Origin of the sequence: Mannheimia cairinae (assembly GCF_028649535.1) — a bacterium.
In the GTDB taxonomy this organism is placed as follows: Bacteria; Pseudomonadota; Gammaproteobacteria; order Enterobacterales; family Pasteurellaceae; genus Mannheimia; species Mannheimia cairinae.
In genome coordinates this window covers 242,773-265,419 of record NZ_JAQSJE010000001.1, presented here as the reverse complement: position 1 = coordinate 265,419, position 22,647 = coordinate 242,773, and the positions used below count along the sequence as shown (strand labels likewise).

23 protein-coding genes are annotated in these 22,647 nt (G+C 37.2%); 4 read left to right on the top strand and 19 right to left on the bottom strand.

Translation table 11 applies throughout. From position 1 onward, the window contains the following. Positions 1-58 precede the first annotated feature (58 nt). Positions 59-1,894 (top strand): dihydroxy-acid dehydratase, encoded by a 1,836-nt coding sequence (gene ilvD, locus PTQ27_RS01360; RefSeq protein ID WP_273748399.1) that lies wholly within the window; start codon positions 59-61, stop codon positions 1,892-1,894. Between the two features lie 58 nt (positions 1,895-1,952). Here ilvD and PTQ27_RS01355 read toward each other — a convergent pair whose 3' ends face one another. Together PTQ27_RS01355 and PTQ27_RS01350 are read right to left on the bottom strand one after the other, a co-directional pair. Continuing rightward, entirely contained in the window at positions 1,953-3,242 is a 1,290-nt protein-coding gene (locus tag PTQ27_RS01355) for an MFS transporter (RefSeq protein WP_273748400.1), read from the bottom strand. A 118-nt stretch (positions 3,243-3,360) separates the two neighbouring features. Continuing rightward, positions 3,361-4,116 (bottom strand): alpha/beta hydrolase family protein, encoded by a 756-nt coding sequence (locus PTQ27_RS01350; protein WP_273748401.1) that lies wholly within the window; start codon positions 4,114-4,116, stop codon positions 3,361-3,363. 175 nt (positions 4,117-4,291) lie between these two features. On the opposite strand from PTQ27_RS01350, the gene PTQ27_RS01345 reads away from it, so the two are divergent. From PTQ27_RS01345 to PTQ27_RS01335, 3 genes are all read left to right on the top strand, one after another. Then, a complete protein-coding gene (locus PTQ27_RS01345; RefSeq protein WP_273748402.1) occupies positions 4,292-5,155 on the top strand; it encodes an EamA family transporter in 864 nt (287 codons plus the stop codon). Positions 5,156-5,275: 120 nt separating this feature from the next. Then, positions 5,276-6,838, top strand: coding sequence for a subtype B tannase (locus tag PTQ27_RS01340; RefSeq protein ID WP_273748403.1), 1,563 nt, complete (start codon positions 5,276-5,278; stop codon positions 6,836-6,838). Positions 6,839-6,890: 52 nt separating this feature from the next. Next, positions 6,891-8,732, top strand: a complete 1,842-nt coding sequence (locus tag PTQ27_RS01335; protein ID WP_273748404.1) for an ATP-binding protein — start codon at positions 6,891-6,893, stop codon at positions 8,730-8,732. Positions 8,733-9,604: 872 nt separating this feature from the next. Here the strand turns inward: PTQ27_RS01335 and PTQ27_RS01330 are convergent. From PTQ27_RS01330 to PTQ27_RS01250, 17 genes are all read right to left on the bottom strand, one after another. Beyond that, positions 9,605-11,353: a DUF5906 domain-containing protein gene (locus tag PTQ27_RS01330; RefSeq protein WP_273748405.1), complete on the bottom strand. Its 1,749-nt coding sequence runs from the start codon at positions 11,351-11,353 to the stop codon at positions 9,605-9,607. Next, positions 11,346-11,555, bottom strand: coding sequence for a hypothetical protein (locus tag PTQ27_RS01325; protein WP_273748406.1), 210 nt, complete (start codon positions 11,553-11,555; stop codon positions 11,346-11,348). Before PTQ27_RS01325 ends, PTQ27_RS01330 begins: the two co-directional genes overlap by 8 nt. Continuing rightward, positions 11,548-11,808 (bottom strand): hypothetical protein, encoded by a 261-nt coding sequence (locus tag PTQ27_RS01320; RefSeq protein WP_273748407.1) that lies wholly within the window; start codon positions 11,806-11,808, stop codon positions 11,548-11,550. Before PTQ27_RS01320 ends, PTQ27_RS01325 begins: the two co-directional genes overlap by 8 nt. Then, on the bottom strand, positions 11,801-12,391 hold the full coding sequence (locus PTQ27_RS01315; protein ID WP_273748408.1) for an ash family protein: 591 nt from the start codon (positions 12,389-12,391) through the stop codon (positions 11,801-11,803). Before PTQ27_RS01315 ends, PTQ27_RS01320 begins: the two co-directional genes overlap by 8 nt. Positions 12,392-12,531: 140 nt before the next feature. Then, entirely contained in the window at positions 12,532-12,810 is a 279-nt protein-coding gene (locus PTQ27_RS01310; protein ID WP_273748409.1) for a terminase small subunit, read from the bottom strand. 46 nt (positions 12,811-12,856) lie between these two features. Continuing rightward, the gene (locus PTQ27_RS01305; RefSeq protein WP_273748410.1) at positions 12,857-13,192 is read right to left on the bottom strand and encodes a PM1773 family protein; all 336 of its coding nucleotides are present in this window, start codon (positions 13,190-13,192) and stop codon (positions 12,857-12,859) included. Positions 13,193-13,214: 22 nt separating this feature from the next. Beyond that, a complete protein-coding gene (locus PTQ27_RS01300; RefSeq protein ID WP_273748411.1) occupies positions 13,215-13,508 on the bottom strand; it encodes a hypothetical protein in 294 nt (97 codons plus the stop codon). Continuing rightward, the gene (locus PTQ27_RS01295; protein ID WP_273748412.1) at positions 13,505-13,930 is read right to left on the bottom strand and encodes a hypothetical protein; all 426 of its coding nucleotides are present in this window, start codon (positions 13,928-13,930) and stop codon (positions 13,505-13,507) included. Before PTQ27_RS01295 ends, PTQ27_RS01300 begins: the two co-directional genes overlap by 4 nt. 176 nt (positions 13,931-14,106) lie before the next feature. After that, positions 14,107-14,850, bottom strand: a complete 744-nt coding sequence (locus tag PTQ27_RS01290; RefSeq protein WP_273748413.1) for an antA/AntB antirepressor family protein — start codon at positions 14,848-14,850, stop codon at positions 14,107-14,109. Positions 14,851-14,860: 10 nt separating this feature from the next. Further along, positions 14,861-15,049 (bottom strand): helix-turn-helix transcriptional regulator, encoded by a 189-nt coding sequence (locus PTQ27_RS01285; RefSeq protein WP_273748414.1) that lies wholly within the window; start codon positions 15,047-15,049, stop codon positions 14,861-14,863. Positions 15,050-15,222: 173 nt separating this feature from the next. Further along, entirely contained in the window at positions 15,223-16,050 is an 828-nt protein-coding gene (locus PTQ27_RS01280) for a hypothetical protein (protein ID WP_273748415.1), read from the bottom strand. 521 nt (positions 16,051-16,571) lie between these two features. Beyond that, the gene (locus PTQ27_RS01275; protein WP_273748416.1) at positions 16,572-17,789 is read right to left on the bottom strand and encodes a tyrosine-type recombinase/integrase; all 1,218 of its coding nucleotides are present in this window, start codon (positions 17,787-17,789) and stop codon (positions 16,572-16,574) included. Positions 17,790-18,698: 909 nt separating this feature from the next. Then, positions 18,699-20,897, bottom strand: coding sequence for a DUF927 domain-containing protein (locus PTQ27_RS01270; protein WP_273748417.1), 2,199 nt, complete (start codon positions 20,895-20,897; stop codon positions 18,699-18,701). A gap of 68 nt (positions 20,898-20,965) precedes the next feature. After that, positions 20,966-21,181, bottom strand: coding sequence for a hypothetical protein (locus PTQ27_RS01265; protein WP_273748418.1), 216 nt, complete (start codon positions 21,179-21,181; stop codon positions 20,966-20,968). Then, positions 21,175-21,855 carry a hypothetical protein gene (locus PTQ27_RS01260; protein ID WP_273748419.1) on the bottom strand — a complete coding sequence of 227 codons (681 nt, stop codon included), beginning with the start codon at positions 21,853-21,855 and terminating at the stop codon, positions 21,175-21,177. The genes PTQ27_RS01265 and PTQ27_RS01260 overlap by 7 nt, the downstream gene beginning before the upstream one ends. Continuing rightward, on the bottom strand, positions 21,848-22,012 hold the full coding sequence (locus PTQ27_RS01255; protein ID WP_273748420.1) for a hypothetical protein: 165 nt from the start codon (positions 22,010-22,012) through the stop codon (positions 21,848-21,850). Before PTQ27_RS01255 ends, PTQ27_RS01260 begins: the two co-directional genes overlap by 8 nt. Then, positions 22,005-22,595: a host cell division inhibitor Icd-like protein gene (locus tag PTQ27_RS01250; RefSeq protein ID WP_273748421.1), complete on the bottom strand. Its 591-nt coding sequence runs from the start codon at positions 22,593-22,595 to the stop codon at positions 22,005-22,007. Before PTQ27_RS01250 ends, PTQ27_RS01255 begins: the two co-directional genes overlap by 8 nt. Positions 22,596-22,647: the final 52 nt, after the last annotated feature.

The following is a 22,647-nucleotide window of genomic DNA, read 5'->3' as shown; positions in this document are numbered from 1 at the left end:
TAAAATTCAAGTAGAATGGTTAAATTTAGCAAACACAACAAAAAACTTGGAGAAGATTATGCCTATTTTACGTTCAGCGACTTCAACACAAGGTCGTAATATGGCGGGGGCTCGTGCACTATGGCGTGCAACCGGAATGAAAGAAAACGACTTCGGTAAACCGATTATTGCGGTAGTGAACTCATTTACCCAATTCGTACCGGGACACGTCCATTTAAAAGATATGGGGCAACTGGTTGCTGCTGAAATTGAAAAAGCAGGCGGTGTAGCAAAAGAATTTAATACCATTGCGGTGGATGACGGTATCGCAATGGGGCACGGTGGTATGCTTTATTCTCTACCGAGCCGTGATTTAATTGCCGACAGCGTAGAGTATATGGTAAATGCTCACTGTGCAGATGCAATGGTTTGTATTTCAAACTGTGACAAAATTACCCCAGGAATGTTAATGGCAGCACTTCGCTTAAATATTCCAACTATTTTTGTTTCCGGTGGCCCGATGGAAGCGGGAAAAACTAAACTTTCCGACCAGCTTATTAAGCTAGACCTTGTTGATGCAATGGTACAAAGTGCAGATAAAAATGTTTCTGATGCAGATGTGGATGCAATTGAGCGTTCAGCGTGCCCAACTTGTGGTTCTTGCTCGGGAATGTTTACTGCTAACTCAATGAACTGCTTAACTGAAGCACTTGGCTTAAGCTTACCGGGCAATGGTTCTTGCCTTGCAACTCACGCAGACCGTAAACAGCTTTTCTTAAAAGCAGGTCGCCAAATTGTTGAGCTATGCAAAAAACATTATGAACAAGATGATTATTCTGTGTTACCGCGTTCAATCGCAACAAAAGATGCATTTGATAACGCAATGAGCCTTGATATTGCAATGGGCGGATCAACCAATACTGTATTACACCTACTTGCGGCTGCTCAAGAAGCAGAAGTCGATTTTACGATGGCAGATATTGACCGTTTATCTCGCAAAGTCCCTTGTTTAAGCAAAGTTGCACCAAATACCAATAAATACCATATGGAAGATGTACACCGTGCAGGTGGTATTATGGCAATTTTAGGTGAATTAGACCGTGCAGGACTTCTAAATAATCAAACCCGTACGGTATTAGGCACAAGCCTAGCAGAGCAAATTGCTAAATATGACATCGTATTAACGAAAGACGAAGAGATTCATAACTTCTTCCGTGCAGGGCCAGCTGGTATTCGCACCACACAAGCATTCTCACAAGATTGTCGTTGGGATAGTGTGGACGATGACCGTGAAAATGGTTGTATCCGTTCTAAACAATATGCTTATAGCCAAGATGGTGGCTTAGCAATGTTATCGGGTAATATTGCTTTAGACGGCTGTATTGTAAAAACGGCAGGTGTGGACGAAAGCATCTTAAAATTCACTGGTAAAGCCATTGTATTTGAAAGCCAAGAAGATGCTGTAGCAGGGATTTTAGGCGGTAAAGTGCAAGCTGGTCACGTTGTAGTAATTCGTTACGAAGGCCCTAAAGGTGGCCCAGGTATGCAAGAAATGCTTTATCCAACCAGCTACTTAAAATCAATGGGCTTAGGTAAAGCCTGTGCATTATTAACTGACGGACGTTTTTCAGGCGGTACATCAGGTCTTTCAATCGGACACGTTTCACCAGAAGCTGCCGCAGGCGGTTTAATCGGTGTAGTACAAGATGGTGATACGATTGAAATCGACATTCCAAATCGTAAAATCGAATTAGTCGTTCCAGAAGCCGAGCTTGTACAACGCCGAGCAGAACAAGATGCTAAAGGCTGGAAACCTGCAAACCGCCAACGTGAAGTTTCTTTTGCTTTAAAAGTGTTTGGGCACTTTGCAACATCAGCAGATAAAGGTGCGGTGAGAGATAAGTCTCTATTATAATTTAAGCAAAAATAAAGCCTCAATGTTTAATATTGAGGCTTTTTTGAACTTAATTAAATTACTTTTTCTGTTTCAGAAAATGCACTGTTATTGCAGCTATTAATAACACCACGGCTGCACCTAGGTAAAGTTCGTTTTTCTTCCAGCCGGCATCTAATAAAATACCTGCAAGTGTTGGAGAAACAATAGAACCTAATCGACCAACACCGATTGCAGTGCCCACACCTGTGCTACGGAAATCAGAGGCATAAAGGGTTGGGTTGATAGTATATAAGCCTGTAATACAGCCGTTAATTAATCCACCAACAATAATTGCTAACACAATCGCTAAACCAAGGCTACCTGAGAATACAAAAGCAACTACTGCGGTTGCAGAGAGAATACTGAAGGCTTGTAAAATGTGTTTGGCTGCCCAACGGCTCACTAAAAAGCCGAAAATAAGAGAACCGATTGTGCCACCAACAGAAATTGCCATACCAACAGTTTGGCTTTGTGCTTTGGGCATACCTGCTTCTTCTAATAATGCTGGTGTCCAAGAGCTAATAAAGTAGAATGATGCCGAAATTGCAATAAATGCTACCCAAATTAATAGCGTATTACGGCGATATTCGGGTTCAAATAAGCGGCTGATTGCAACTTTATGCTGGCTTTTTCTTTCAACTTCTGGTAATTCCCAGCCATTACCTAAGCCTAATTTTTCTGCAATTTGATTTAAGCGAGCTTTTGCATTAGCAGGACGTTTTGAAATTAAAAACTCAACTGATTCTGGTAATACGAAAAAAAGTAAGACAAATACCGCACCAGTAATGATTGCCCCAACTAAAAATACGGCTCGCCAGCCATAAATATCTTGTAGTAATACGGCAGACATACCGCCTAACATTGCGCCAATACCAAAACCGGATGCATAGATAGCAATGGCTAAACCACGCCATTTTTGGCTTGAATATTCACTAACAAGCACATTTGTACCAGTTAAAATAGCCGCAACACCTAAACCTGTAAGCACACGATATAAGCCAATTTCAAAGGCAGAACCCGCAAAATAGGTTAGTAGCATACCAAGTGTTGATAAGCCTGTACCAATTAAAAGTAGCGGACGACGACCAAATTTATCGGCAAGAGGCGAAAGAAATAGAGAGCCGATAGCCATACCGAATAATCCTGCGCTCATTAAGCTACCAATTTCGGCACCGTCTAAATTTAGTTCTTGGCGAATACTTTTGGCTGTAAAGGCAAGGGCCATTAAATCAAAACCATCAAGCATATTGAGTAAAACGGTAAGTCCAACGACTGTCCATTGAAATGAGGTCATTTTGTTGTGAGCAATTTTTTGACGAATATCCATAAGTCCCTCTAAATGTATAGTAAGTTATAGTGTTATAGAGTGAACTATATGGATTTCAATGATTGGAATCAAACTCAAAATTTACATAAAATTTATGAAAAAAATTCATAAATGTTGACTAGTTAGCTAAAAAAGTAACAATTTTTCCTATAGCAATATCCATTAATTTAGGGTTGGAAAAAGCGTGATCTGCCCCTTCGATAGCAAGTAGCTCAATAACGTTATTTTCCGCAAATTGTTGTGATGTTTGTAATGAAACCATCTCATCTTCTGTACCGTGCAAAATCAATATTTGATCAGCATAGTCTAGGTAATCATTTTGTGTAATATCATTTTGAGCCAGTTCATCAAAAAAGCTTTTATTGATTTTCATTTGGCGGTCAAAGCCAACTAAAACATCCTTCCCTTTCTCTAATTTATGACGTTCTTCCTCAGACAAACGGTTCATCAAGGAGTGATAAATTTTAATGGCAGGCGCACGCAAGGCGATTTTTTGGAAAGGGTTATGTTGTTCAGAAATATATTTAAGTACTAAATAGCCGCCAAAACTGGTGCCGTAAGCAGAGAGAGTTTTGGCATTGAGCGTATTGTGGGCATAATCAATCACAATTTGCAGATAAGTTAAACATTCTGCAACAGAGAGTTTTTTACGAGCGTCAGTGCCGTGGCAGGGGAAATCAAAGGCAAGTGCAGCAGACTTTTTATATTTTGATGTCAAACGTTCACCAAATTTTGTGTTGGATTTTAAATCTTTAGACGAGCCAAAACCGTGCAGAATGAGTACGACATTCTCAATATTATTCAAATCTTTTTCATAAAACAGTTTGCAACGAACGCTTAAACCTTGTGCATTAATATCAACTAATTTTTCCATTTTTAGCATACACCGAAAACAAATAATGAATGTAGTTTAGCATTTTTACGATACAAGTGGTCGGATCTCTCTTGTTTTTTGCAAATTTACAGAAAAATTTAACCGCTTGCTACTAGCGAAATGAATAACATCTTTATAGAATGTGCGTTCCATTTTTAAAAGGAGAAAATGAAAAATGTTACAACTTGTGTTAGCTATTTTATGTAGCGTAACAGTTGGTGTGCTGATTAAATTCGCACGCCAAAAAGGCATCAGAATCGATCAGAGTATTGCCGTAAACTATATCATCACAACGACTTTGACTTTTCTACTACTCAAGCCCGATTTTCAAGGGCAATCTATAACAGAGATTGTGGCGAATAATCCGTCTTCCTATATTTTTGTTATTTTAAGCATTACATTACCGACAATCTTCTTAGTACAAGCGAAAGCATTAGAGTTTGCAGGCATTATTAGAACCGATGCGGCACAGCGTTTATCGCTTTTCCTTCCTATTTTAGCGGCATTTACCATTTTTGGTGAGCAAGTTACCAATAATAAATTACTAGCACTTGCTTTGGCTTTTATTGCCCTAGGCTGTTTGCTATGGAAAGGCAATCAAGGTATGGAGAAAGGCGGTAAAATCGCTATTATTAGCCTTGCTCTTGTTTGGGTTGGCTACGGTGTGAATGATATTTTATTTAAACAGATGGCAAAAACGGGATCAGCTTTCCCAGTAACACTTGCGATTGCCTTTATTGGTGCAGGTTGCTTTATGTTTATCTACTTATTATTAAAACGTACACAATGGCACGTACCGAGTGTTTTAACTGGTTTATTATTGGGCGTTTTAAATTTCGGTAATATTTTATTTTACATCCAAGCTCACCAAGCAATGAAAGATGATCCAACTCTTGTTTTCACAGGGATGAACTTAGGGGTTATCTGTTTAGGTACTTTTATTGGGGCATTCTTCTTTAAAGAGAAAATTCATAAAGTGAATTATTTAGGTGTTGCCATTGCGATTATTGCGATAATTTGCTTGTTCTACTGGCGTTAATTTTATTTTATGGGCGAACATAATGTTCGCCCTAATTTTTATGCGAAAATAGTGTAAAATGTTGAATAAATTTAACCGCTTGCCAGTCTTATAAACACAATATTAATTTAGAGACAATCAATGAAACTTAACGCATTATCTACCATTGTCGCATTGGCCTTTACAGCTAATAGTGCTTTTGCTACACCGCCTGAAAAAACAGTAGAAGAACCCATTCCTTTTTTTAATAAAACCGAATCAGGCTATGATTTAGAATTTAAAGATCAGAACTACCGCTTAATTGAAACAGAAGTAAATGGCGAAAAAATTCAATTTAGAGCTTTTGAACGCATTGTTTATGTGCAGAACCCGGTTGATCCTGATTATCAAACTATTAATGTTTATGTGCCAGAAGCCTATTATAACAATGGAGAAATAAACGGTTATAAAGCAGAAACGGCACCGATTTTCTTCCCTAATTCGGTAGGTGGCTATATGCCAGCAAAAGCGGCAAGTTATGACAAAAAAAGACGTGATGGTTCGCCAAATGCTATTTTAGTTGCACTGTCTAAAGGTTATGTCGTGGCAAGTGTTGGGGCAAGAGGGCGTACATTGCAAAAAGAAGGGAAATACATTGGTAAAGCACCGGCTGTGATTGTCGATTTAAAATCAGCAGTGCGTTATCTACACGCAAATGATGAAAATATGCCAGGCGATGCAAATAAAATTATCTCTAATGGCACCAGTGCAGGTGGGGCTATTTCTGCATTATTGGGTGCATCTGCCGATCATTTTGATTATGAGCCTTATTTCAAAGAAATCGGTGCGTTAAAGGCAAGTGATAAGATTTTTGCGGTTTCTGCTTACTGCCCAATTACTAACCTAGAGAAAGCAGATATTGCTTATGAATGGGAATTCAATGGATTGAATGAATATAGCCGTATTGATATGAATAGACTAAATGCACAAAGTTATAATGATCGTTCATCGCCAATGCCAAAAATTGAGGGGGTATTGAGTGAAACAGAAATCAAACTTTCTAACAAATTGGCTGCTAAATTCCCTACTTATTTAAATAGTTTAAATTTAATAGATGAAAATGGTGAAAAATTAACACTCGATCCTCAAGGCAATGGCTCATTTAAAGATTATTTAGTGAATGTAGTAAAACGAGGAGCAAATCAAGCCTATAGCCAATTACCTGCAGAAAGTGAAGAGAAAAAAAGCTTTCAAGAGATAAATTGGTTATCTTTTGAAAATGATAAAATCACAGATTTAGATTGGTTTGGTTATATTTTTTCAGCAAAACGAATGAAATCGCCTACGGCATTTGATGCTTTATCTGCAAATTCAGGTGAAAATAGTTTGTTTGGATCTGAAACAGAAAACAACCGCCATTTCACCTTATTTTCAATGGAGAATTCCACTAATAAAGCGATTCAGTTAGCTTCTCCACAAATAGTGAAACAGATGAATGCGATGCATTATTTAGATAACCCAAATGCAGCAGAGCATTGGCGTATTCGAGTAGGATCTGCAGATAGAGATACCTCACACGCTATTTCTGCGATTCTTGCCGTTAAATTACAAATGACAGGTAAAAATGTAAATTATGAAATACCTTGGGGAATACCACACGCAGGCGATTATGATTTAGATGAGCTTTTTCAATGGGCTGATGAAATCGTAAAAGGTAAAAAATAGAGTAAAATAAAGCAGATCGATTGATCTGCTTTTTGTCTTTTTATGAGGTTTTATGCAAGTTAAAAAATTTAGTCAAAAATATGTAAGTTGGGTGCTAAGATTAGGACGTTTAAAAGCGTCAATTCTAGGCTTTTTTGTGGTTTCTATTTCTGCTATTTTGATTCAAAGTGGATTAACTTATCTATTTATTGGGCGGGTTGTTGTTAGTGATATTTTACGCTCTATTGCTTTTGGTTTAACCTCCGCTCCTTTTGTATTATATTTTTTCACCCTGTTAGTCGAAAAGTTAGAACGATCTCGCTTAAGATTAGAAAAAGTCGTTCAAGACTTGGAAGAGCTACGAGAACAAGATGCTTATCTTAATGCCAAATTAGAAAAAAATAATCGAGATAAAACTATTCTAATGGCAACCATTAGCCACGAATTACGTACACCACTCAATGGTATTATTGGGTTGAGTCAAATTTTGCTAGATGACGAACCAAATGAAAAACAGTACGAATATTTAAAAACCATTAATATGAGTGCGACTGCCTTAGGGCATATATTTGGCGATATTATCGATTTAGAAAAAATTGACAGTAGCCGAATTGAACTATTTAGAAAAGAAGTTGAATTTCAACAACTGATTAATGATATTGCTAACTTTGGGCATTTTATGGCGGGCGAGAAAAATATCCATTTTGAATTGAAATACCCACCAAATTTACCAAAATATATTTATATTGACCACGCACGTCTTAATCAGATCTTATGGAATTTAATGAGTAATGCCGTTAAATTTACTCCAACAAGCGGTCAGATTTTGTTAGAAATTTGCCAATTAGGGAAGGAGCAATATAGTTTTAGTATTACCGATTCGGGTATTGGAATTCCTGAAAAAGATCAACGCAAAATTTTTGATATGTTCTACCAAGCTGAAAATTCAAAAGAGAAAAAGGCTCAGGGTAGTGGAATTGGATTATCAGTTTCAAAACGTATTGCCAAATTAATGGGTGGCGATCTCGTGGTTGAAAGCCAAGAAAATCAAGGTTCAACCTTTACTTTAACGGTTCAAGCAGAATGTACGGAAACTAAGCCTACGCTCGATCTTCAAAAACACGCATTAAAAGTGCTATTAGTAGAAGATATTGAAATGAATGTGGTCGTTGCTCGAGCAATGCTAGAAAAAATCGGTTGTGATGTTGATGTAGCAATGAGTGGAGAGGAAACCTTCCAGCTTTTTGCTAAAAATAGTTATGACTTGATTTTATTAGATATTCAACTTCCTGATATTAGTGGCTTTGAGATTGCTCAAACGCTACGACATCGATATGAAAATGAAGAGATTGATTATTTGCCATTACTTATTGCTTTAACTGCAAATGTGATTCAAACCAAAGCAGACTATCAAGCTCAAGGAATGGATGATGTATTACGTAAACCGCTCTCTTTAGAGGAGCTGGCAACCTGTTTAAATTATTATTTTGACAGCGGATTTATGCAAGATAATGATGAAAAACAATCGCTTGTAGAGCAAAATACTACCTTATGTTATAACATTCAGATCTTAAATGAATTAATTGATGTAATGGGTAAAGAATCGGTATTAAAAAATATGGACTTATTTGCTCAGCTAATGCCAACTTATACTGAAAATCTACAAAAATACCTTAATGAGTGGGAGCTGACAGGTTCTGCTGAAAAGCGTAAACAAACCGCAGAAGAAGCTCATAAAATAAAAGGTGCATTAGCTTCTGTTGGCTTACATCAATTACAAGAAATTGCCCAATTAGCTCAATCAGATAACTTAGCAGAGTGGGAGAATCAGGTTAAAGATTGGACACAAACAATTATTTCTCGCTGGCAAGGGGATTTAGAATTGGCAAAAGAATTTGTTGCGAGAACAAGTTAAATCTTTAGTAAAGATATTTTATGTCTGTAGAAGATCAAGCCTAATCTTAATCTGCATTTTAAACGTTGGACTAAATAACCAACTAATTAAAGTGCAGATTTTTTTATGATTAGCCCTTAATTGTTCAAATAACAAGATCTAAAAAATGATAAAACTATTCACTCTCGTTTTTACAGCTGAGAACATTCAGAGTATTCTTGCTTTAATTCTAATTTTTTTGTTATAGGTTTAACTATTTAAAAAGAGCTACAAGCCTTGTAATATAAGACTCTATGATCCCTATTTTTCCCCATTTTCAAAATAGGGGTCATTTTAGGGATCATAAACGCTAAGATGCAATGCAACTAAAAGAGACAATAAGGGACTATAAAAGAACATAAGTTCTTGTTTTTATAGTAAATTTGAGACAATGTAAGACAATATGCAATGCTTAAATGGTCCCCTGCCGAGTTTGAATTGATCGCCGAAAGCCTTGATATTACTGAAAAGCTTTATCAGGAAGTGTCAATCGTACCCTTAAATATACCCTTAAAATGAAAAGTCACCCCTATTTTTGATTATTATTTATACAAATATCCGTGATGTTTGGCATTCTGTATTTCAGAGAAATTTTGCGTGTACTAAACTTTAATGAAATAGTTTTGAAAAAAATATCACTTTTATCACTTAAAAAGCGTTTGAGGATTGTGCCACAAGGCTTGAAGGCAAGTGATATTTAAGTGAAGTAAGTGATAAATGGTGTTTTTAAGTGATATTTTGAGGTTTAAAGACAATAAAAAAGCCGTCAATCTTTCAATCAACGGCTAATTTAGGTTTGTTTTGGTACAAAAAAGCCTAGCGTATTTCATCTAGGCTTTGAGTTTGGCGGTAGTCTATCCGTCTTGCCATTCGTTCATCGTTGCGTGATAGTTCTTAAAGAATACATTTAGCATTTTATTACCATCTCTTATACCCTCTACAATTTGAGCATTCTCGCCACTTGCTTTTAATGCTTCGGCAAACGCTCGCTTAAAGTGCTGAACACCTAGTGGTCTTTGTCCGATACAATCACAATAAAATAAATAGGCTTTATATAGGGCTTTGCTTTCGCTTAATGGTGTTCTAGCAGACCCCCATCGCATTTCTAATTTGCGGTTGTTGTCGATTTTAAAGTGTGAGGCAAAGCTAATTAAATGATTGCTGTCTCGTTGCATTTCTACCGCCTCGCCTTGCTGTTGATGTAATAGTAATACCTCTTTCGCCTGTTCAGGGGTTTGAAATGTAGTAAGCAGCTTTTTCACTATGCCGTAAATTTCGCCTTTTACCTTTTCAATAAAATCATCATCTCTTACGTCATCAGGAATTTTACGTCCAAAGTAAAAGGTTATTTTTCGTCTTAAGTGTCCGCTGTTTTGATTGCCATTTCTGCCGTCTGTAAAGGTTATAACGTTGTTTGTAGCATACATAAAGATAATTTTAGGGTAGTAGTCCACACCTTGTTTATAAAGCATTCTAACGCCAACTGCCTCGCCTCCTGTTGCTCGCTTTAAGCCGTCCGCATTTCCGCAGTAGTAAGGCTGTTCAGGCGATAATACTAACGACTTTCCAATAATTTTCGCTAGTTCCGTTTGCTCGTCAAATCCTGCTATATCTAAAATAGTGGTATTGCCTCGCCCGTTGATAACTTTTGCGATTTCGCCAAAGATTGATTTACCTGCTCCCGCCACACCTACAACTTCAAAATAGAATTGCCATTTATGGCGGTTGGTTAATACCGCATATAAAGCCCCTAGTAATGCGGTCTTTTTCAGTTTATTACCATTTGAGGCAAAGTCTAGCCATTGATTAAAATGCGGTGTATCGGTGCTTTCGGTGTGTAGTTCAAAGTCTTCTATCTCTCTTAAGTAGTCATCTTTTGTAATGGCGGTAAATTCGCCTGTTAGCTTGTTTAGTTTGCCATTTTGAAAGCCGATAAAATCAGGTGTGCCATCAGGCATTTGCGGAATTTTACGCTCAACCAATTTAGCAAGGCTAACTATTTTTCTATCTGAAAAATCAACCTCTATGCCCTCAAAAAATGCCATAATCAACCGTTCTAAATCTTCACTCCCTAACGCTTGCCAGTAAATGCCGTTGTATGCGTAGTTTGTGCCTAGATTGGTGTCTCTAGCCAGTTGCGGTTGCCATTCTAAAAACGCATATAAAAGTTCTTTCTGTGTTGGGTTATCCGATAGCTCTATTTCAGCTCCTCCGCCATTCTCTGCGATTTCTTTGCGTAGTCGTGCGATATAACGGCTAGTATTCTCCTCAAGCTGTAATGCTTCATCATAGAAAGCTACAGTATCAGCCGTTGAATGTTTGGCGAGGTTTTGACAAATAGACTGCTTGTTATTTTCCGTTAGCTCTCCAGCTCGATAGATTGATATAGTGCCGACATCTACCGCCAACTTTAAGCGGTCGATTTCTTGAAGTTGCTTATCGCCTAAAATAATAGGCTGATAATCTGATTCCGCTTTCGTCCATTCAAGTACGGTTTGCTGTTTGGTTTTATCCCACGCTGTCGAACCAGCAATAATATAAGCCTCGTAGGGTTTGCCTTTGGGTTGCTTGCTAACATTCGGGGCATTTTTGAGTCTAGTCATTTTGCCCCCCTTGTGAGTTGAATGTTAAATCCTCCATTTCACATAAAGCAGAATATAAAATGCCGTGAATACCTTCTAACGCTACAGATATATCTACACCGTCCATATCTTGAAGACGTGATTTCATCATCGCATTAAGTAAGCAAGTCGCCTGCCAGCATTTACTAATACCTTGATTGAATTGTTTTTGCTGATTAGTCATTTTCCACCTCCAATGATAAATAAACACCTTTTCTATTTTCTTGAGCTACTTTTAAGAAATGTTGAGCGGCTAAAATGGCGGTTTTAATTGTCTTTGTACTGGTAAAGAACTCGTCAGATTCGTTCCCCTCATTGTTTACATCATCATTCTGAATAAGGGTTAGAATGGCTTGAGCATAGGAAATAGACAAATCAATTTTACCCGCTTGTTCTTGGGTTAAAGCGATATGAGTTGGTGCTTTAGATTTACGCATATTGCACCCCCATTACGTTAGAAGTAGATACAATCGGATTGCGTAAACGTGCGATTAAAAGCGGTTTAGAATTGAATTTAACTTTTGATAATGCTTCGGCTTTGTTATTAGCTCGTACGGTAATTTTTAAGCGTTGTGAGCCTAGTAAGAGGAATTTGTAGATCATTGCTGATAGCTCCGTGTTTAATCTTTTAGGGGCTACCGCTAAACTTTCGAGGGTTTGGGCGGTAACGTGTAACGGGCTCGAAAACTGCGATACACGGAACACAGCAAAGGGCGAACCTTTCCCGCTACACGCTACCATTGATAGAAATGGGGTGTGTCCAAATTTGGGCAGACCACTTTCTTTAGGTGTGCGTGAGCTACGAACAAAAAAAGCACGGTTTAATGGCGTGCTACTGTTCGCCGTGTATAAATTATTCGAGTTTCGAGGCTCGGCAGTCGATTTTGCGACTACGGAGAGAGAATAGCCTAAAAGGGTTAAATCTGTAAACGCTTTTGTGTGAGAAATATTTTCAAGTTCATCTAATTTATGATGAATTGAATTGCTAAATGGTTTAAAATCTATAGCGTTTGGTTTCATATTTGTTCCTTATCCCTAGCTGTATATGGCTGGGGATTTTTATTTACTGTTTCGGTAAAGGTTTCCCTTTTTGGGTAATATTTCTTACCTGTTTTGGGTAATGTTGTCGGAAAAAAGTTGGGTTTTATAGGGGATCGTTTTTAATCTCTCTCACCCTCTAACCATTCCGCCACTAGTGAACCTCGCCTAAATCTTGGCAATGGTTTACCCTGTGCTTTACGCTCTATAATCAGCTCTTTCACTCGGGCAAATACTCGATAATCGTTCATCATACCGCTTGCCCTTGCTCGCATTGAATGCGGTTTCATTGTGCCTGTATTCACAGATTTATAAGCCTGTAAAATATTGCCCGTTTCAACGTAAGCGTGTGAAAAAGCCTCTTGCTTGGCGGTTAGTATTTCAGTTCGTACTCTTGGCATTTGGTTTACTCCTATATGAAGTTATAAGGGGTTATATAGCCATATACTACACATCAAAACGGCTTAAAATATGCTGTACTTGTTCTGCAGTAATGGCGGTTTCTCCACGTAAAGCAGATTTGGCATTTAGGTATTTGATAACCTTTTCGGCTGTATGGCGGTCGGGTAGTTGATAGCGGTAGTATTGCCCCTCGCCATTCTCGGTTTTTTCCCATTGTCGATTAAATTTAATGCCTAGTAGTTTCTCTGCAGTGTTGATATAGTTTCGCCCGCTTGTAAAGTTAAGATTGAATACGCCCTCCCGTTCGCTAAATCCCTCTGGATTGAGAATTAAATAACATAATGCTTTTTCTTCGTTGGTTTGTTTAAGTGTTGATGTCATATTTTAAATTTCCTCTAATTTATTATTTGAATTTCTTCATTCTCTCCGCCACTTTTAGCAGCTTATTGAGTTGTTTCTTTAATATGCCTAACGTAATTAAATCTGTTTCGGTTGGCATTTCTTCGCATTCCCGTTCTAGCTTTGCTATTCGATTTCCTAGCGTGATTAAAAGCTCTGGTAATGGGTAAGGCTCATTATCTGAAAAGAGGCTTAAAAACGTGAATAGAGGTGTTTCTATGCCTTTGTCGTTTTCTAGGTAATGCTTAATGGCTAACCGCATTAAAACGGGGTTTTTCTTGGCGGTAATGCACCTCATTTTTTCCCCTCTGTTGCAACTCGTTCTACTTCTTGGATAATGCTTTCAAATTGGCGGATTAGATAACGGCTTGAATGAATGGCTTGCTTAATCTCGACTTCACTCACATCATCAAGCGGTTGGTTTTTTCTGATTTTTTGTAAAATCTTCACACCTGCCGCCAATCGTGCGGCTAACGACTTACATTCTTTTGCGGTGTGTAGTTTGTGATGAAAACAATCGGGAAAATTGTTTTTACAGTTCTCTACACTATCCGCCAGTATTTTGAATTGTCGTGTTATTTGCGGATAAGGAACGATAGAAAGCGTTTTAGCATTTAGGGCTATAGTTGCTTTACTTTCGCCTTTATCTTCGCTCTGCGTGCGATTTATGGCGGTTTCTGTGCCTTTACGCTGTTTTAATTGTGTGATTGGGTTAGTCATTTGATTTGTTCCTTTTTATGGACTACAAGAATTAGCTAGTAAGCCGTTTAGTTGTGGTCATAAGACCATAGCTAGGTAGGCTCAAAATTGAACCCATCTGCTGCGATGCCACAACGGTTAAATAATCCGAAAAATTTTGGCGGTGTTTACCGACTTGTCTGTGGACATAACATAACTTACGGTAAGGTTACGGTAATGCTTGTTTCTAGCAGTCTGTGAGCAAGGGCGGTAAGCTGTTTTTTACGAGTGGAATAATCAACATCTAGCTCAAGCAATGCAGTATTCGTTTTCTCTAGCTCTGTAAGTAGTGATAGTTGTTCATCATTGAAATAATCCCTTACCTTTCCTTGTATGCCGTTAGCTTGTTTCCATTGCTTAATACTTCCGCCAATAACAAGGCTATTCAGTAGATTTTCTTCATTGATGAAGTATTTTGGTTGTGGTTGTTTACCTTGTCGGAACAAGTGCTTTTCTAGGGCTTTTTTCATTACGTGGTTGTAGTCAATGCTTGCTAGTCGTTCTTTCGTTTTCTGTAGGTTATTGCGATAAACATTCGGGGCATACTTCTTCAATGCTTTTTCAGCGTTGATGAAATGCTGGCGGATTGCTTGCCCGATTTCGTTTTTCTCCATTAAGCAAATATGCTTTGCGGTGTCGATTGAGAGAAAATAATCATTAGTCTTTTGCGGTCTTGCCATTGGGGAAAGCTCATTATTTGCGTTCCCCAGTTTTGGGGAGCTCAAATTCTGAACAACAATAAAATCTTGCTCCTCGATAAAATTCGCTCCGTTTAGACGGGATTTAATCCACGTTGAAAAATCTCTCCCCACTTGTAAGGCTTGATGTAGGTTTCGGGCATTTACCCCGTTAAATTTCCCTGTTTCCGTGATTTGTAGAATGTCGGTTAGTGTATTTCTCATTGTTTCCCCCTTATGCGTTGATGTACTCTTGAATATCAGCTAACCGCCAACGAGTAGAACGACCGCATTTCTTGGGTTGTGGAAATATTCCCTCCTTAACGTATTTATAAATCGTAGTAACTGAAAAGCCTGTTAATGCTCTAACATCTTGAACATCTAAAAGCTGTTTTTGGGGTAGGGTAGGGGTTTGCTGTTCCATAATCTTAAATCTCCGTTTGAATTATTACGTTTTTGAACGGGGTTATTGTGTTGGAACGTGTAGGAAACTTCATCGCAACCGAAAAAGATTTCTTTGTTGCGAAAATAATTGATTGATTTAATAAGAGTATTGAGAAATAAAAAGCCCCTATTGAATTTTTGGGGCGTTAGTAGTTAGTTGGATTTTAGTTTTTTGTTGGCGGTTAAAAAGTATTCTTCTATCATTCTTTTCTCTAAACCGTTAGCTTTTTCATCTCTGTTTTGCCGGTATAAAAGAATTTCATCAATGATATCCCCTTGTGTCCATTTCTTATTTTTTGATTTTGTTGCTCGTAACATTTCAGCAATCAAATAAAGGGCATTATCTAAAGATAATTTACTAGGTTCATCTTCTTCTAAACTATCTAAAAATTCATTGATATGCTCTGTCTGAATAACAAAGAAAGCACCCTCAATATCGGCAATTCCAGCACAAGGATAATCAAAACTATCTATTTCCCTTGTTGCTAAATCGCAAAAATTTTTATATAGCCTACTTTGCCTTTCTATTACCGTTCCATTGCTAGATAATACATAAAAGCCATTTAATTGAATTACATCAACGGCTGGTAAATCATTTTCTAGTTTCATCATAAATTCTAGATCTAGTTTTTCATTTCCAATAAGTTTTAACTCATATACTCCAGCTTCGAAATAGTAGATTTCAGACAAAATTTTAATATATTCTGTTTCACTGCATTTTTCATATTCACATAATTTAAATGGCTTGCCGTCTAGCCCGATAACTTCTGTGTATTGATTTGCCTTTTCTACGTCTGTTGTTACATCACAATTTTTTCCTTTCCAATCGTGAGGAAAGTTTACTGATATTCTCAATACCTTATCAATAGCAAGCTGTAACACATCAGCTGCAGTAACTTCATCTTCTAACTCTGTGGAAAGTCGTTTGGCGGTTTCTTCAAGCGTAAGCCATTTTTTTAATTTAAATAGTTTCTTTGCCATAAACGCCCCTTTGCGTTGCCCTTTACTGTGAGAACGTGGAAAGAGAAATAAAGGGCTTTCTCCTTTCGTTTTGGTAGCTACTCCGCCACTATCCACGTTAATTTGGATAAATCCGCATAGATACGAATGAATTTGTATATCTGCATTCTGCCAATTATTCAAATAAATTACAAATAATAAACTGTGTTTTATTACAGTAAATGAAATGGCGGTTTCTATTTGGATAAGCAGGGTTTAACACTCCTTTTTTATAGTGTCCGCAAAATCTGCATTTTCTCCCCCTATTTGTCTAAATTAAGTGATATTTAAGTGATAAAAGTGATATTCAAGTGATGTTTTTTTTGAAATATCACTTGATTTCAAGCCTTGATATATAAGGCTTTATCCTCTTTTAAGTGATAAAAGTGATTTTTTTCTAAAAGTTTGGCTGTAAAAAATAAATATATAAGAACGGTAATAAAAAAAGCCGTCAATCTTTCAATCAACGGCGTTATAAGTAGTCATATTTAGCAGCAAATTTGTTAAATACCAGTAGAGCAGCTTTCTATATAATCCGCCCATTGCTGCATCACATCTACACGCCGCTCTAAATAATCAGAACGGTTATAAGCCTTTCGGGTTTGGTCTTTGATAGTGTGAGCTAAACAAGCCTCTACTACATCATAATTGAGTAACAGCTCATTCAAATACGTTGAGGCAATAGACCGCATACCGTGAGATGTCAGAATGCCCGTATAACCTAATAAACCTATGGCTCTGTTGGCGGTTTGGCTGTTCATTGGTTGGTTAGGTTTCTTTTCGCTTTGAAAAACAAATGGGCTATGCCCTGTGATTTTTCGCATTCTTTCCAAAATTTCGACCGCTTGCCGTGAAAGGGGGATGATATGGAGGCGTTTCATCTTCATTCTTTCGGCTGGAATAGTCCACGTTTTCGCATCTAAATCAATTTCGCTCCATCGTGTTCCGCTTGCCTCTCGTGGGCGTGTCATTGTTAATAGCTGCCACTTAATCAACATCTTGGTTTGAAATGATAGGTCATAATCACGCAAGGCGACAAAAAATTGCAGCAGCTCTTTTGGGTGTATCGTTGGGTGATGTTTAGATTTGGCAACGCTAAAATTAGAGCCTACATTTTGGCATTTATTAAACTCGATAATATCCGCATTTACCGCAAAATTCATTACTTCATTAAGCAGTCTAACAGCTCGTTTAAGGGTATCACTCAAGCCTTTTTCTTTGGCAGGCTCTAAAGCACTAATAACAAGCTTTGGTGTGATGTTTGAAATAGGGTAGTCAGCAAGGCGTGGGAAAAGATATTTTTCAATAATTCCCCAATTCTTTTTGAGTGTTAAGGCTTGAATTTCCCCATTTTTTACACGGCTTTCACCCTTATCACGCCATTTAAGGGATACTTTATAAAAGGTATTTTCAGTTTCTGCCAGCATTTCAGCTTCTAATCTTTGGCGGTGTTCAAGTGGATCGATATTTTCCACCAGCAATGCTCGATATTCTTCCCTAATCGCTCTTGCTTGAGCTAAAGTGGTTTCGGGATAACTCCCTATACCTAAATCGCTCTCTTTACCTGTAATAGGCTTTTTATACCTAAACCGCCATAATTTAGAGCCGTTTTTCTTAACCAACAAAAATAGACCCTTACCATCCATTAGTTTGTAGTCTTTGGTTTGAGCTTTAGCGTTTTTGATTTGAGTATTGTTTAATTCGGTAGTAACTCTAGCCATAAAAATTTACCTAAAATCACATTGAGGTTTTTATCAAATAATATGGGTTTTAAGGGTATAAGTTCCGTACCCTTTTATGTTATACCCTTAAATGTACCCCTAAAATAAGGGGATGTAAACGAATGAATCCGAAAGAATATGAATGAAGAAATAAATTAAAAGCTAGTTATGTTTAGGATTATCAAGGGTTTTGCGTAAGATTACGAAAGAAAAAATAAGAGTGGATAATTCAGTTCCCTGCCGCATCTGAATTCACTTGTAACTTATTGATTTATAAGGATATAAAAAAGGCTTTCGTAAAATAGGGATCATTTTAGGGATCATATCAAATAAAGCCCTTTATTTTCGTTTATAAAGTAGTCTATTTTTATGCAGCTAGGGTAGTTTGTCTTTCTTGGTTGCATTCGTCTCATTATCAACAATTTTCCCATCTTTCAGCAAGGTGGGATTTTTTTCACGCTTTTGGGAAATTTGTATTTAAAACTACTGTATAAAATATTCTAATTTTTTACTTTTTTATATATATGTTCAAAAATACTGACCTCGTTGACCTCACTACTAAAAACAGGTTTTCAAGCCTTGATAAACAAGACTTTAACTGAGGTCAAAACTATTGACCTCAAGCTGACCTCACTACCCTTATTTTTTGACCTCAGAAAAAAATGATTTTTTTAATTTGACCTCAAAATAGGATTTTTTGACCTCAAAAATGATATTTTTGACCTCATTTTTAAGTTTTTGACCTCACTAATTTTCTATACTTTCCTTTATTTATAAGGCTTTAAGGCTATTTATATATAAATTGAGGTCAATGAGGTCAAAAAAAATTTAATCCTCTATAAAATTTAAATAATAAAGGCTAAAAAATAGCCGTTTTATACAGTGTATAAAACGGCTTTATATTTATGTTTAGGCTACTTGAAAAACTAAATAAGCGTATGATTGAGTCGGGTCTATGCCTCTTGGTATTTTCTTTTGATAGCTTCTAGGGTTATGCTCAAGTTCTGAATCTAAATAGCCTGCTTCGGATAATGCTCTGAATGCAACTTCTTTTGCTCTACCTCTGATTACCTCTTTAAACGTACCAGCGTAGATATAAAAATGCTCATTTTTATATTTACCTCCTTTTTTTGATAACTCCTTATGTTCAGCTGGGATTTTATAGCCTGCAATGGTTCGTGTAGGTGTTCGTTTTGTTGAATAGTCATTTGAGCTGATTTCTATAAAATCAGTGTGTCTTGCTTGCTGTAACCAGTCACTAAAGGCTTCTATGATATTGGTTTCTTCTTTGCTTTTTGTACCAAAGACTGCAATCCAGCTATTAAAGCTTTTTATTATTGCTTCTCTATTTTCTTCTTCGCTAAATCCTGTTAGGTTTCTAGCTAATTGTAAGGCGGTTTCTAATACAGTAAAGCTAGTTACTACTCTTTGTACTTGTCCGCTAGCTTCCTCTGGTGTCCTTTCTACCCATTGTTTTTTACAATCCTTGAATGTTTGAATAACTTGCTCTTTATTCTGAATAATGAAATTTATCCATTCACGTCCTAAAACGCCATAATTATTCATTGCTGAATCGTTTAAATGATCAGCGTGCTCTTTTCCATTTTTGAAATGATGAAGGTTTTTCGCTTCAACTATCGGAATATTTAATAGTCTGACTAATTGCCCTGCTTTTATTTGCGTTTTTGGGTTGTGTTTTTGGATAAAACTTTCTAAATCACTTTCGCCAGTTGAGAGTGCGGTAAGTTTCCAACGAGCGGTCTTTTGGTTACCGCCTGTTTTTTTTCCTCTGTCTCTACCTGTTTCATTAAAAAGAATGTAAGCAGCATTTTCTACATTTTCATAGTTTGCAGCCTGTCCGATTTCGTCCAGTGTTAAAAAATTATCGTTTCGGTTTTGGGCATTATTCATAATTGCTACATTTGTTTGATCCCATTTTTTATTCAATAAAAGGGGGTTTCCCCATATGCTATTCGCAATATTTAAAGAGGTGGTTTTACCTTTACTTGAATCATCATATAGGTGTACTCCAAAAGATTGAATATTAAGAATCCGTAAAAGGGGGCTAGCTAATGCGGTGGCTATAGCTAAAATTAAGCAGTGGTTCCCCTTTAAATATTGCCCTATTTCAGTTTGCCAACTCTCTAGCGTGCCTTTTGTACTATATGGATCCTCTCCATCATTATTTTTTAAAAAGAAAATCGGCTGTTCTATTTGTCCGATCATCTCCCCATTTGGTAATAAATAACCGTTGTTTTCCTCTTTCCATCCTGCTGTATCGGTTACTTTCCATTTTGTTGAGTGATTTCCACTATGGTGAAAATAATCGGCTAAATCGCTGGCATGCGTTTTTCGGGTAATTTTGAATCCATATCTTTCCATCATTTCCCATCCTGCATTTTTACCAAAAATAGGGAGAGGAATAGCCTCAGTGTGAGGTTTATTTGTTAACGGGTGGTTCCATTCAAAAATATAAAATGCTTCCTTGCTCTCGTTGTATCCTTCGCCTCTAAGCGTTAAAGGCTCACAAGTCCATTTTATTTTCTCTGAAATTACATCGCCATCTTTGTCTAATTTAGGAATAATATAGTAAATTCCTTTAATGCCGTTGACTTCCATTTCTTGAAAATAAGGCTCTTTTGGTTGTTGATTAGCCTCATTCTTCATTTGAAAATCAGCAATAATAGTTTTTACTGCCTCATCATTATCAGTTCGGATTTTCTCTATATAATGGCTCATATTTTCATTATTTTGTAATGCACAATCATATAAAACAGTGGTTTTTACGTTGGGGCTATTGCGTGCAATAGCGGTGCAAATTAGCGTTTTATGGTCTTCGGTTAATTCGCCTAGTTGAATAAGGCTTAATTGATTGCATTGGTTTGATGCGGGTGTTAATCGAACATTGGGTAATAGCCCTAGTTCTTTTTTGCCTACAAATACGGGCTTGTAATTAGGTTCTACTCGCATTGCTTCCATGGCAAGTTTTATGCCTGCTTCATTATAAGGTTCTGCTTCTGTGCCAACAAAAGCAATGATTTCATCAAATTTTCCTGCAGTTTGGGCTTTGGCATTACGGGCATATTGTGGTTTTTGATTTGGGTTCATTTTTTACTCTCGTCAATCGGTCTTTTATTGATGAACGGGCGGTAAATTCCGCCCGTTGTGATGTGATTTTATCGCTGTTTTCTGCGTGCCAGTTTTTGGCGTTTACGAGCTTGTTTTATGGCTTTATTAGCCTTTTTTCGTCTTTGTTGTGCGATAAATTCGGCATAGGTTGGAATATGTAAATTTTCCATTTCTTGCTGAATTTCTGAAAATGTTTCAGGGTCAGTATCTGCAAAAAATTCAATCTCTGTGCCATCTGGTAATTTAATGCGGTGTGTTAGCATAAATCCCCCTCATCAAAAATAATGTTTTCTAATTGGCTAAACTGTTCTGAAATATGCCTGTTATAGGCTTTATGCAATTCTATTAGCGTTTCTATTCCTGCGTTTAGTTCTAGCCCATCATTTGCCCTTTCTCTGATACAGTTATAAATAAATGGGATTTGCTCCGCTATTTGTAGATTGACTGAAAAATAGAAAGCGGCTTCTTGTTTATTTATTTCTAGGCTTTCGGCTTTTGAATTGGTTAAAAGCGTTTCTAAACCAGCTAAAGTCGTTAGCGGTGTTTTAGGGATTCTGCTTAAGTTTTCCGCCTTTTTTAGCTGATCTTTCAGTCGTGCGATTTGCTTTAGCTGTTCGTCTTGTTTATTGATTAAATCATCAAAATTTATGCCTAATTTTGAATAGTCTTTAAATTGTTGTTCAAGCTGCCTATTTTCTCTGATGGATTGCTCTTGCTTTTCAAAGTAACTATAAATTTTTTGGACTTCTTTAAAAAATGCCTCTTTTTCCGCTTCTGTGCCGTTGTTTTGTTCTAAGGCTTGCAAGCTCTCGGCAGTTTCTAAGAATGTATGATAGAAATTTAACGGTTTATCTCTTTCTATTTCGCTGAATCTGAACAAATTATCAATAATTTCTTGCCAGTTTCTTTGCGTAGTTTGTGCTGTTGTATTATTCATTTTCGCCCCCTTGTTCGTAGTCCATTAATAAAGCCAGAATAAATCGTTGTGCTGTGTTAAGTTCTGCTATGGCTTTGAACTCTTCATCATTGTCTAAAGCCTCTTCAGCTTGAACCATAAAATAGCGGATTTGTTCAATATCGGAATAATTAAGCATAAATCCCTCCTTTTGCTGTGCAAGCGGTTGGTTTTAGGCGAATTTTTGCAATAGGGTGGGCGAGTAGTAAGCGATAATCGGCGGAAAGCTGAAAACGGGCGTTTTGCTCGTTGTTTGCGATCACTCTTACAATTTCTTCTTGATAAATTTCGGAAGTGCGGTTTACGCACAAAAAGGAATAAGCAAAGGTATTCATTGCTGATAGCTCCGTTTGTTGATTTTTAGGGTCTATCGCTTCACTTTGCAGGGTGATTTGGCGATAGCGTGCAACGAGCTGCAAAACTGTTTCAAACGGAAAACAGCAAAGGGCGAAACCTTTCCCGCTACACGCTACCATAGAGGAACACGCCATTTTTAGGCGTTCTTTAGGTGTGCGTGAGCTACGAACAAAAAAAGCACGGTTTAAAGGCGTGCAACTGTTCGCCGTTTGAATATTCGAGTTTGCAGTCTCGGCTCTTGATTTTGCAAAAGCGTGGTTAGCATAAGGCGAACGATTGAAGGTTGTCAATAACAACGTGAAATTTTTTTGAAGTATAGCAGAATTTAAGTTATACTGTTTTTGATTTGGAAATAATTCTTTCATAAATCTTTTTACTCTCTATATTTAGTAAATAATTTTTGGTCATTCGTTAGGT

What these genes read in the sequence shown, in the direction of transcription:
- ilvD (WP_273748399.1), top strand. Translation starts at nt 59, where the DNA reads ATGCCTATTTTACGTTCAGCGACTTCAACACAAGGTCGTAATATGGCG.
- PTQ27_RS01355 (WP_273748400.1), bottom strand. Translation starts at nt 3,242, where the DNA reads ATGGATATTCGTCAAAAAATTGCTCACAACAAAATGACCTCATTTCAA.
- PTQ27_RS01350 (WP_273748401.1), bottom strand. Translation starts at nt 4,116, where the DNA reads ATGGAAAAATTAGTTGATATTAATGCACAAGGTTTAAGCGTTCGTTGC.
- PTQ27_RS01345 (WP_273748402.1), top strand. Translation starts at nt 4,292, where the DNA reads ATGTTACAACTTGTGTTAGCTATTTTATGTAGCGTAACAGTTGGTGTG.
- PTQ27_RS01340 (WP_273748403.1), top strand. Translation starts at nt 5,276, where the DNA reads ATGAAACTTAACGCATTATCTACCATTGTCGCATTGGCCTTTACAGCT.
- PTQ27_RS01335 (WP_273748404.1), top strand. Translation starts at nt 6,891, where the DNA reads ATGCAAGTTAAAAAATTTAGTCAAAAATATGTAAGTTGGGTGCTAAGA.
- PTQ27_RS01330 (WP_273748405.1), bottom strand. Translation starts at nt 11,353, where the DNA reads ATGACTAGACTCAAAAATGCCCCGAATGTTAGCAAGCAACCCAAAGGC.
- PTQ27_RS01325 (WP_273748406.1), bottom strand. Translation starts at nt 11,555, where the DNA reads ATGACTAATCAGCAAAAACAATTCAATCAAGGTATTAGTAAATGCTGG.
- PTQ27_RS01320 (WP_273748407.1), bottom strand. Translation starts at nt 11,808, where the DNA reads ATGCGTAAATCTAAAGCACCAACTCATATCGCTTTAACCCAAGAACAA.
- PTQ27_RS01315 (WP_273748408.1), bottom strand. Translation starts at nt 12,391, where the DNA reads ATGAAACCAAACGCTATAGATTTTAAACCATTTAGCAATTCAATTCAT.
- PTQ27_RS01310 (WP_273748409.1), bottom strand. Translation starts at nt 12,810, where the DNA reads ATGCCAAGAGTACGAACTGAAATACTAACCGCCAAGCAAGAGGCTTTT.
- PTQ27_RS01305 (WP_273748410.1), bottom strand. Translation starts at nt 13,192, where the DNA reads ATGACATCAACACTTAAACAAACCAACGAAGAAAAAGCATTATGTTAT.
- PTQ27_RS01300 (WP_273748411.1), bottom strand. Translation starts at nt 13,508, where the DNA reads ATGAGGTGCATTACCGCCAAGAAAAACCCCGTTTTAATGCGGTTAGCC.
- PTQ27_RS01295 (WP_273748412.1), bottom strand. Translation starts at nt 13,930, where the DNA reads ATGACTAACCCAATCACACAATTAAAACAGCGTAAAGGCACAGAAACC.
- PTQ27_RS01290 (WP_273748413.1), bottom strand. Translation starts at nt 14,850, where the DNA reads ATGAGAAATACACTAACCGACATTCTACAAATCACGGAAACAGGGAAA.
- PTQ27_RS01285 (WP_273748414.1), bottom strand. Translation starts at nt 15,049, where the DNA reads ATGGAACAGCAAACCCCTACCCTACCCCAAAAACAGCTTTTAGATGTT.
- PTQ27_RS01280 (WP_273748415.1), bottom strand. Translation starts at nt 16,050, where the DNA reads ATGGCAAAGAAACTATTTAAATTAAAAAAATGGCTTACGCTTGAAGAA.
- PTQ27_RS01275 (WP_273748416.1), bottom strand. Translation starts at nt 17,789, where the DNA reads ATGGCTAGAGTTACTACCGAATTAAACAATACTCAAATCAAAAACGCT.
- PTQ27_RS01270 (WP_273748417.1), bottom strand. Translation starts at nt 20,897, where the DNA reads ATGAACCCAAATCAAAAACCACAATATGCCCGTAATGCCAAAGCCCAA.
- PTQ27_RS01265 (WP_273748418.1), bottom strand. Translation starts at nt 21,181, where the DNA reads ATGCTAACACACCGCATTAAATTACCAGATGGCACAGAGATTGAATTT.
- PTQ27_RS01260 (WP_273748419.1), bottom strand. Translation starts at nt 21,855, where the DNA reads ATGAATAATACAACAGCACAAACTACGCAAAGAAACTGGCAAGAAATT.
- PTQ27_RS01255 (WP_273748420.1), bottom strand. Translation starts at nt 22,012, where the DNA reads ATGCTTAATTATTCCGATATTGAACAAATCCGCTATTTTATGGTTCAA.
- PTQ27_RS01250 (WP_273748421.1), bottom strand. Translation starts at nt 22,595, where the DNA reads ATGAAAGAATTATTTCCAAATCAAAAACAGTATAACTTAAATTCTGCT.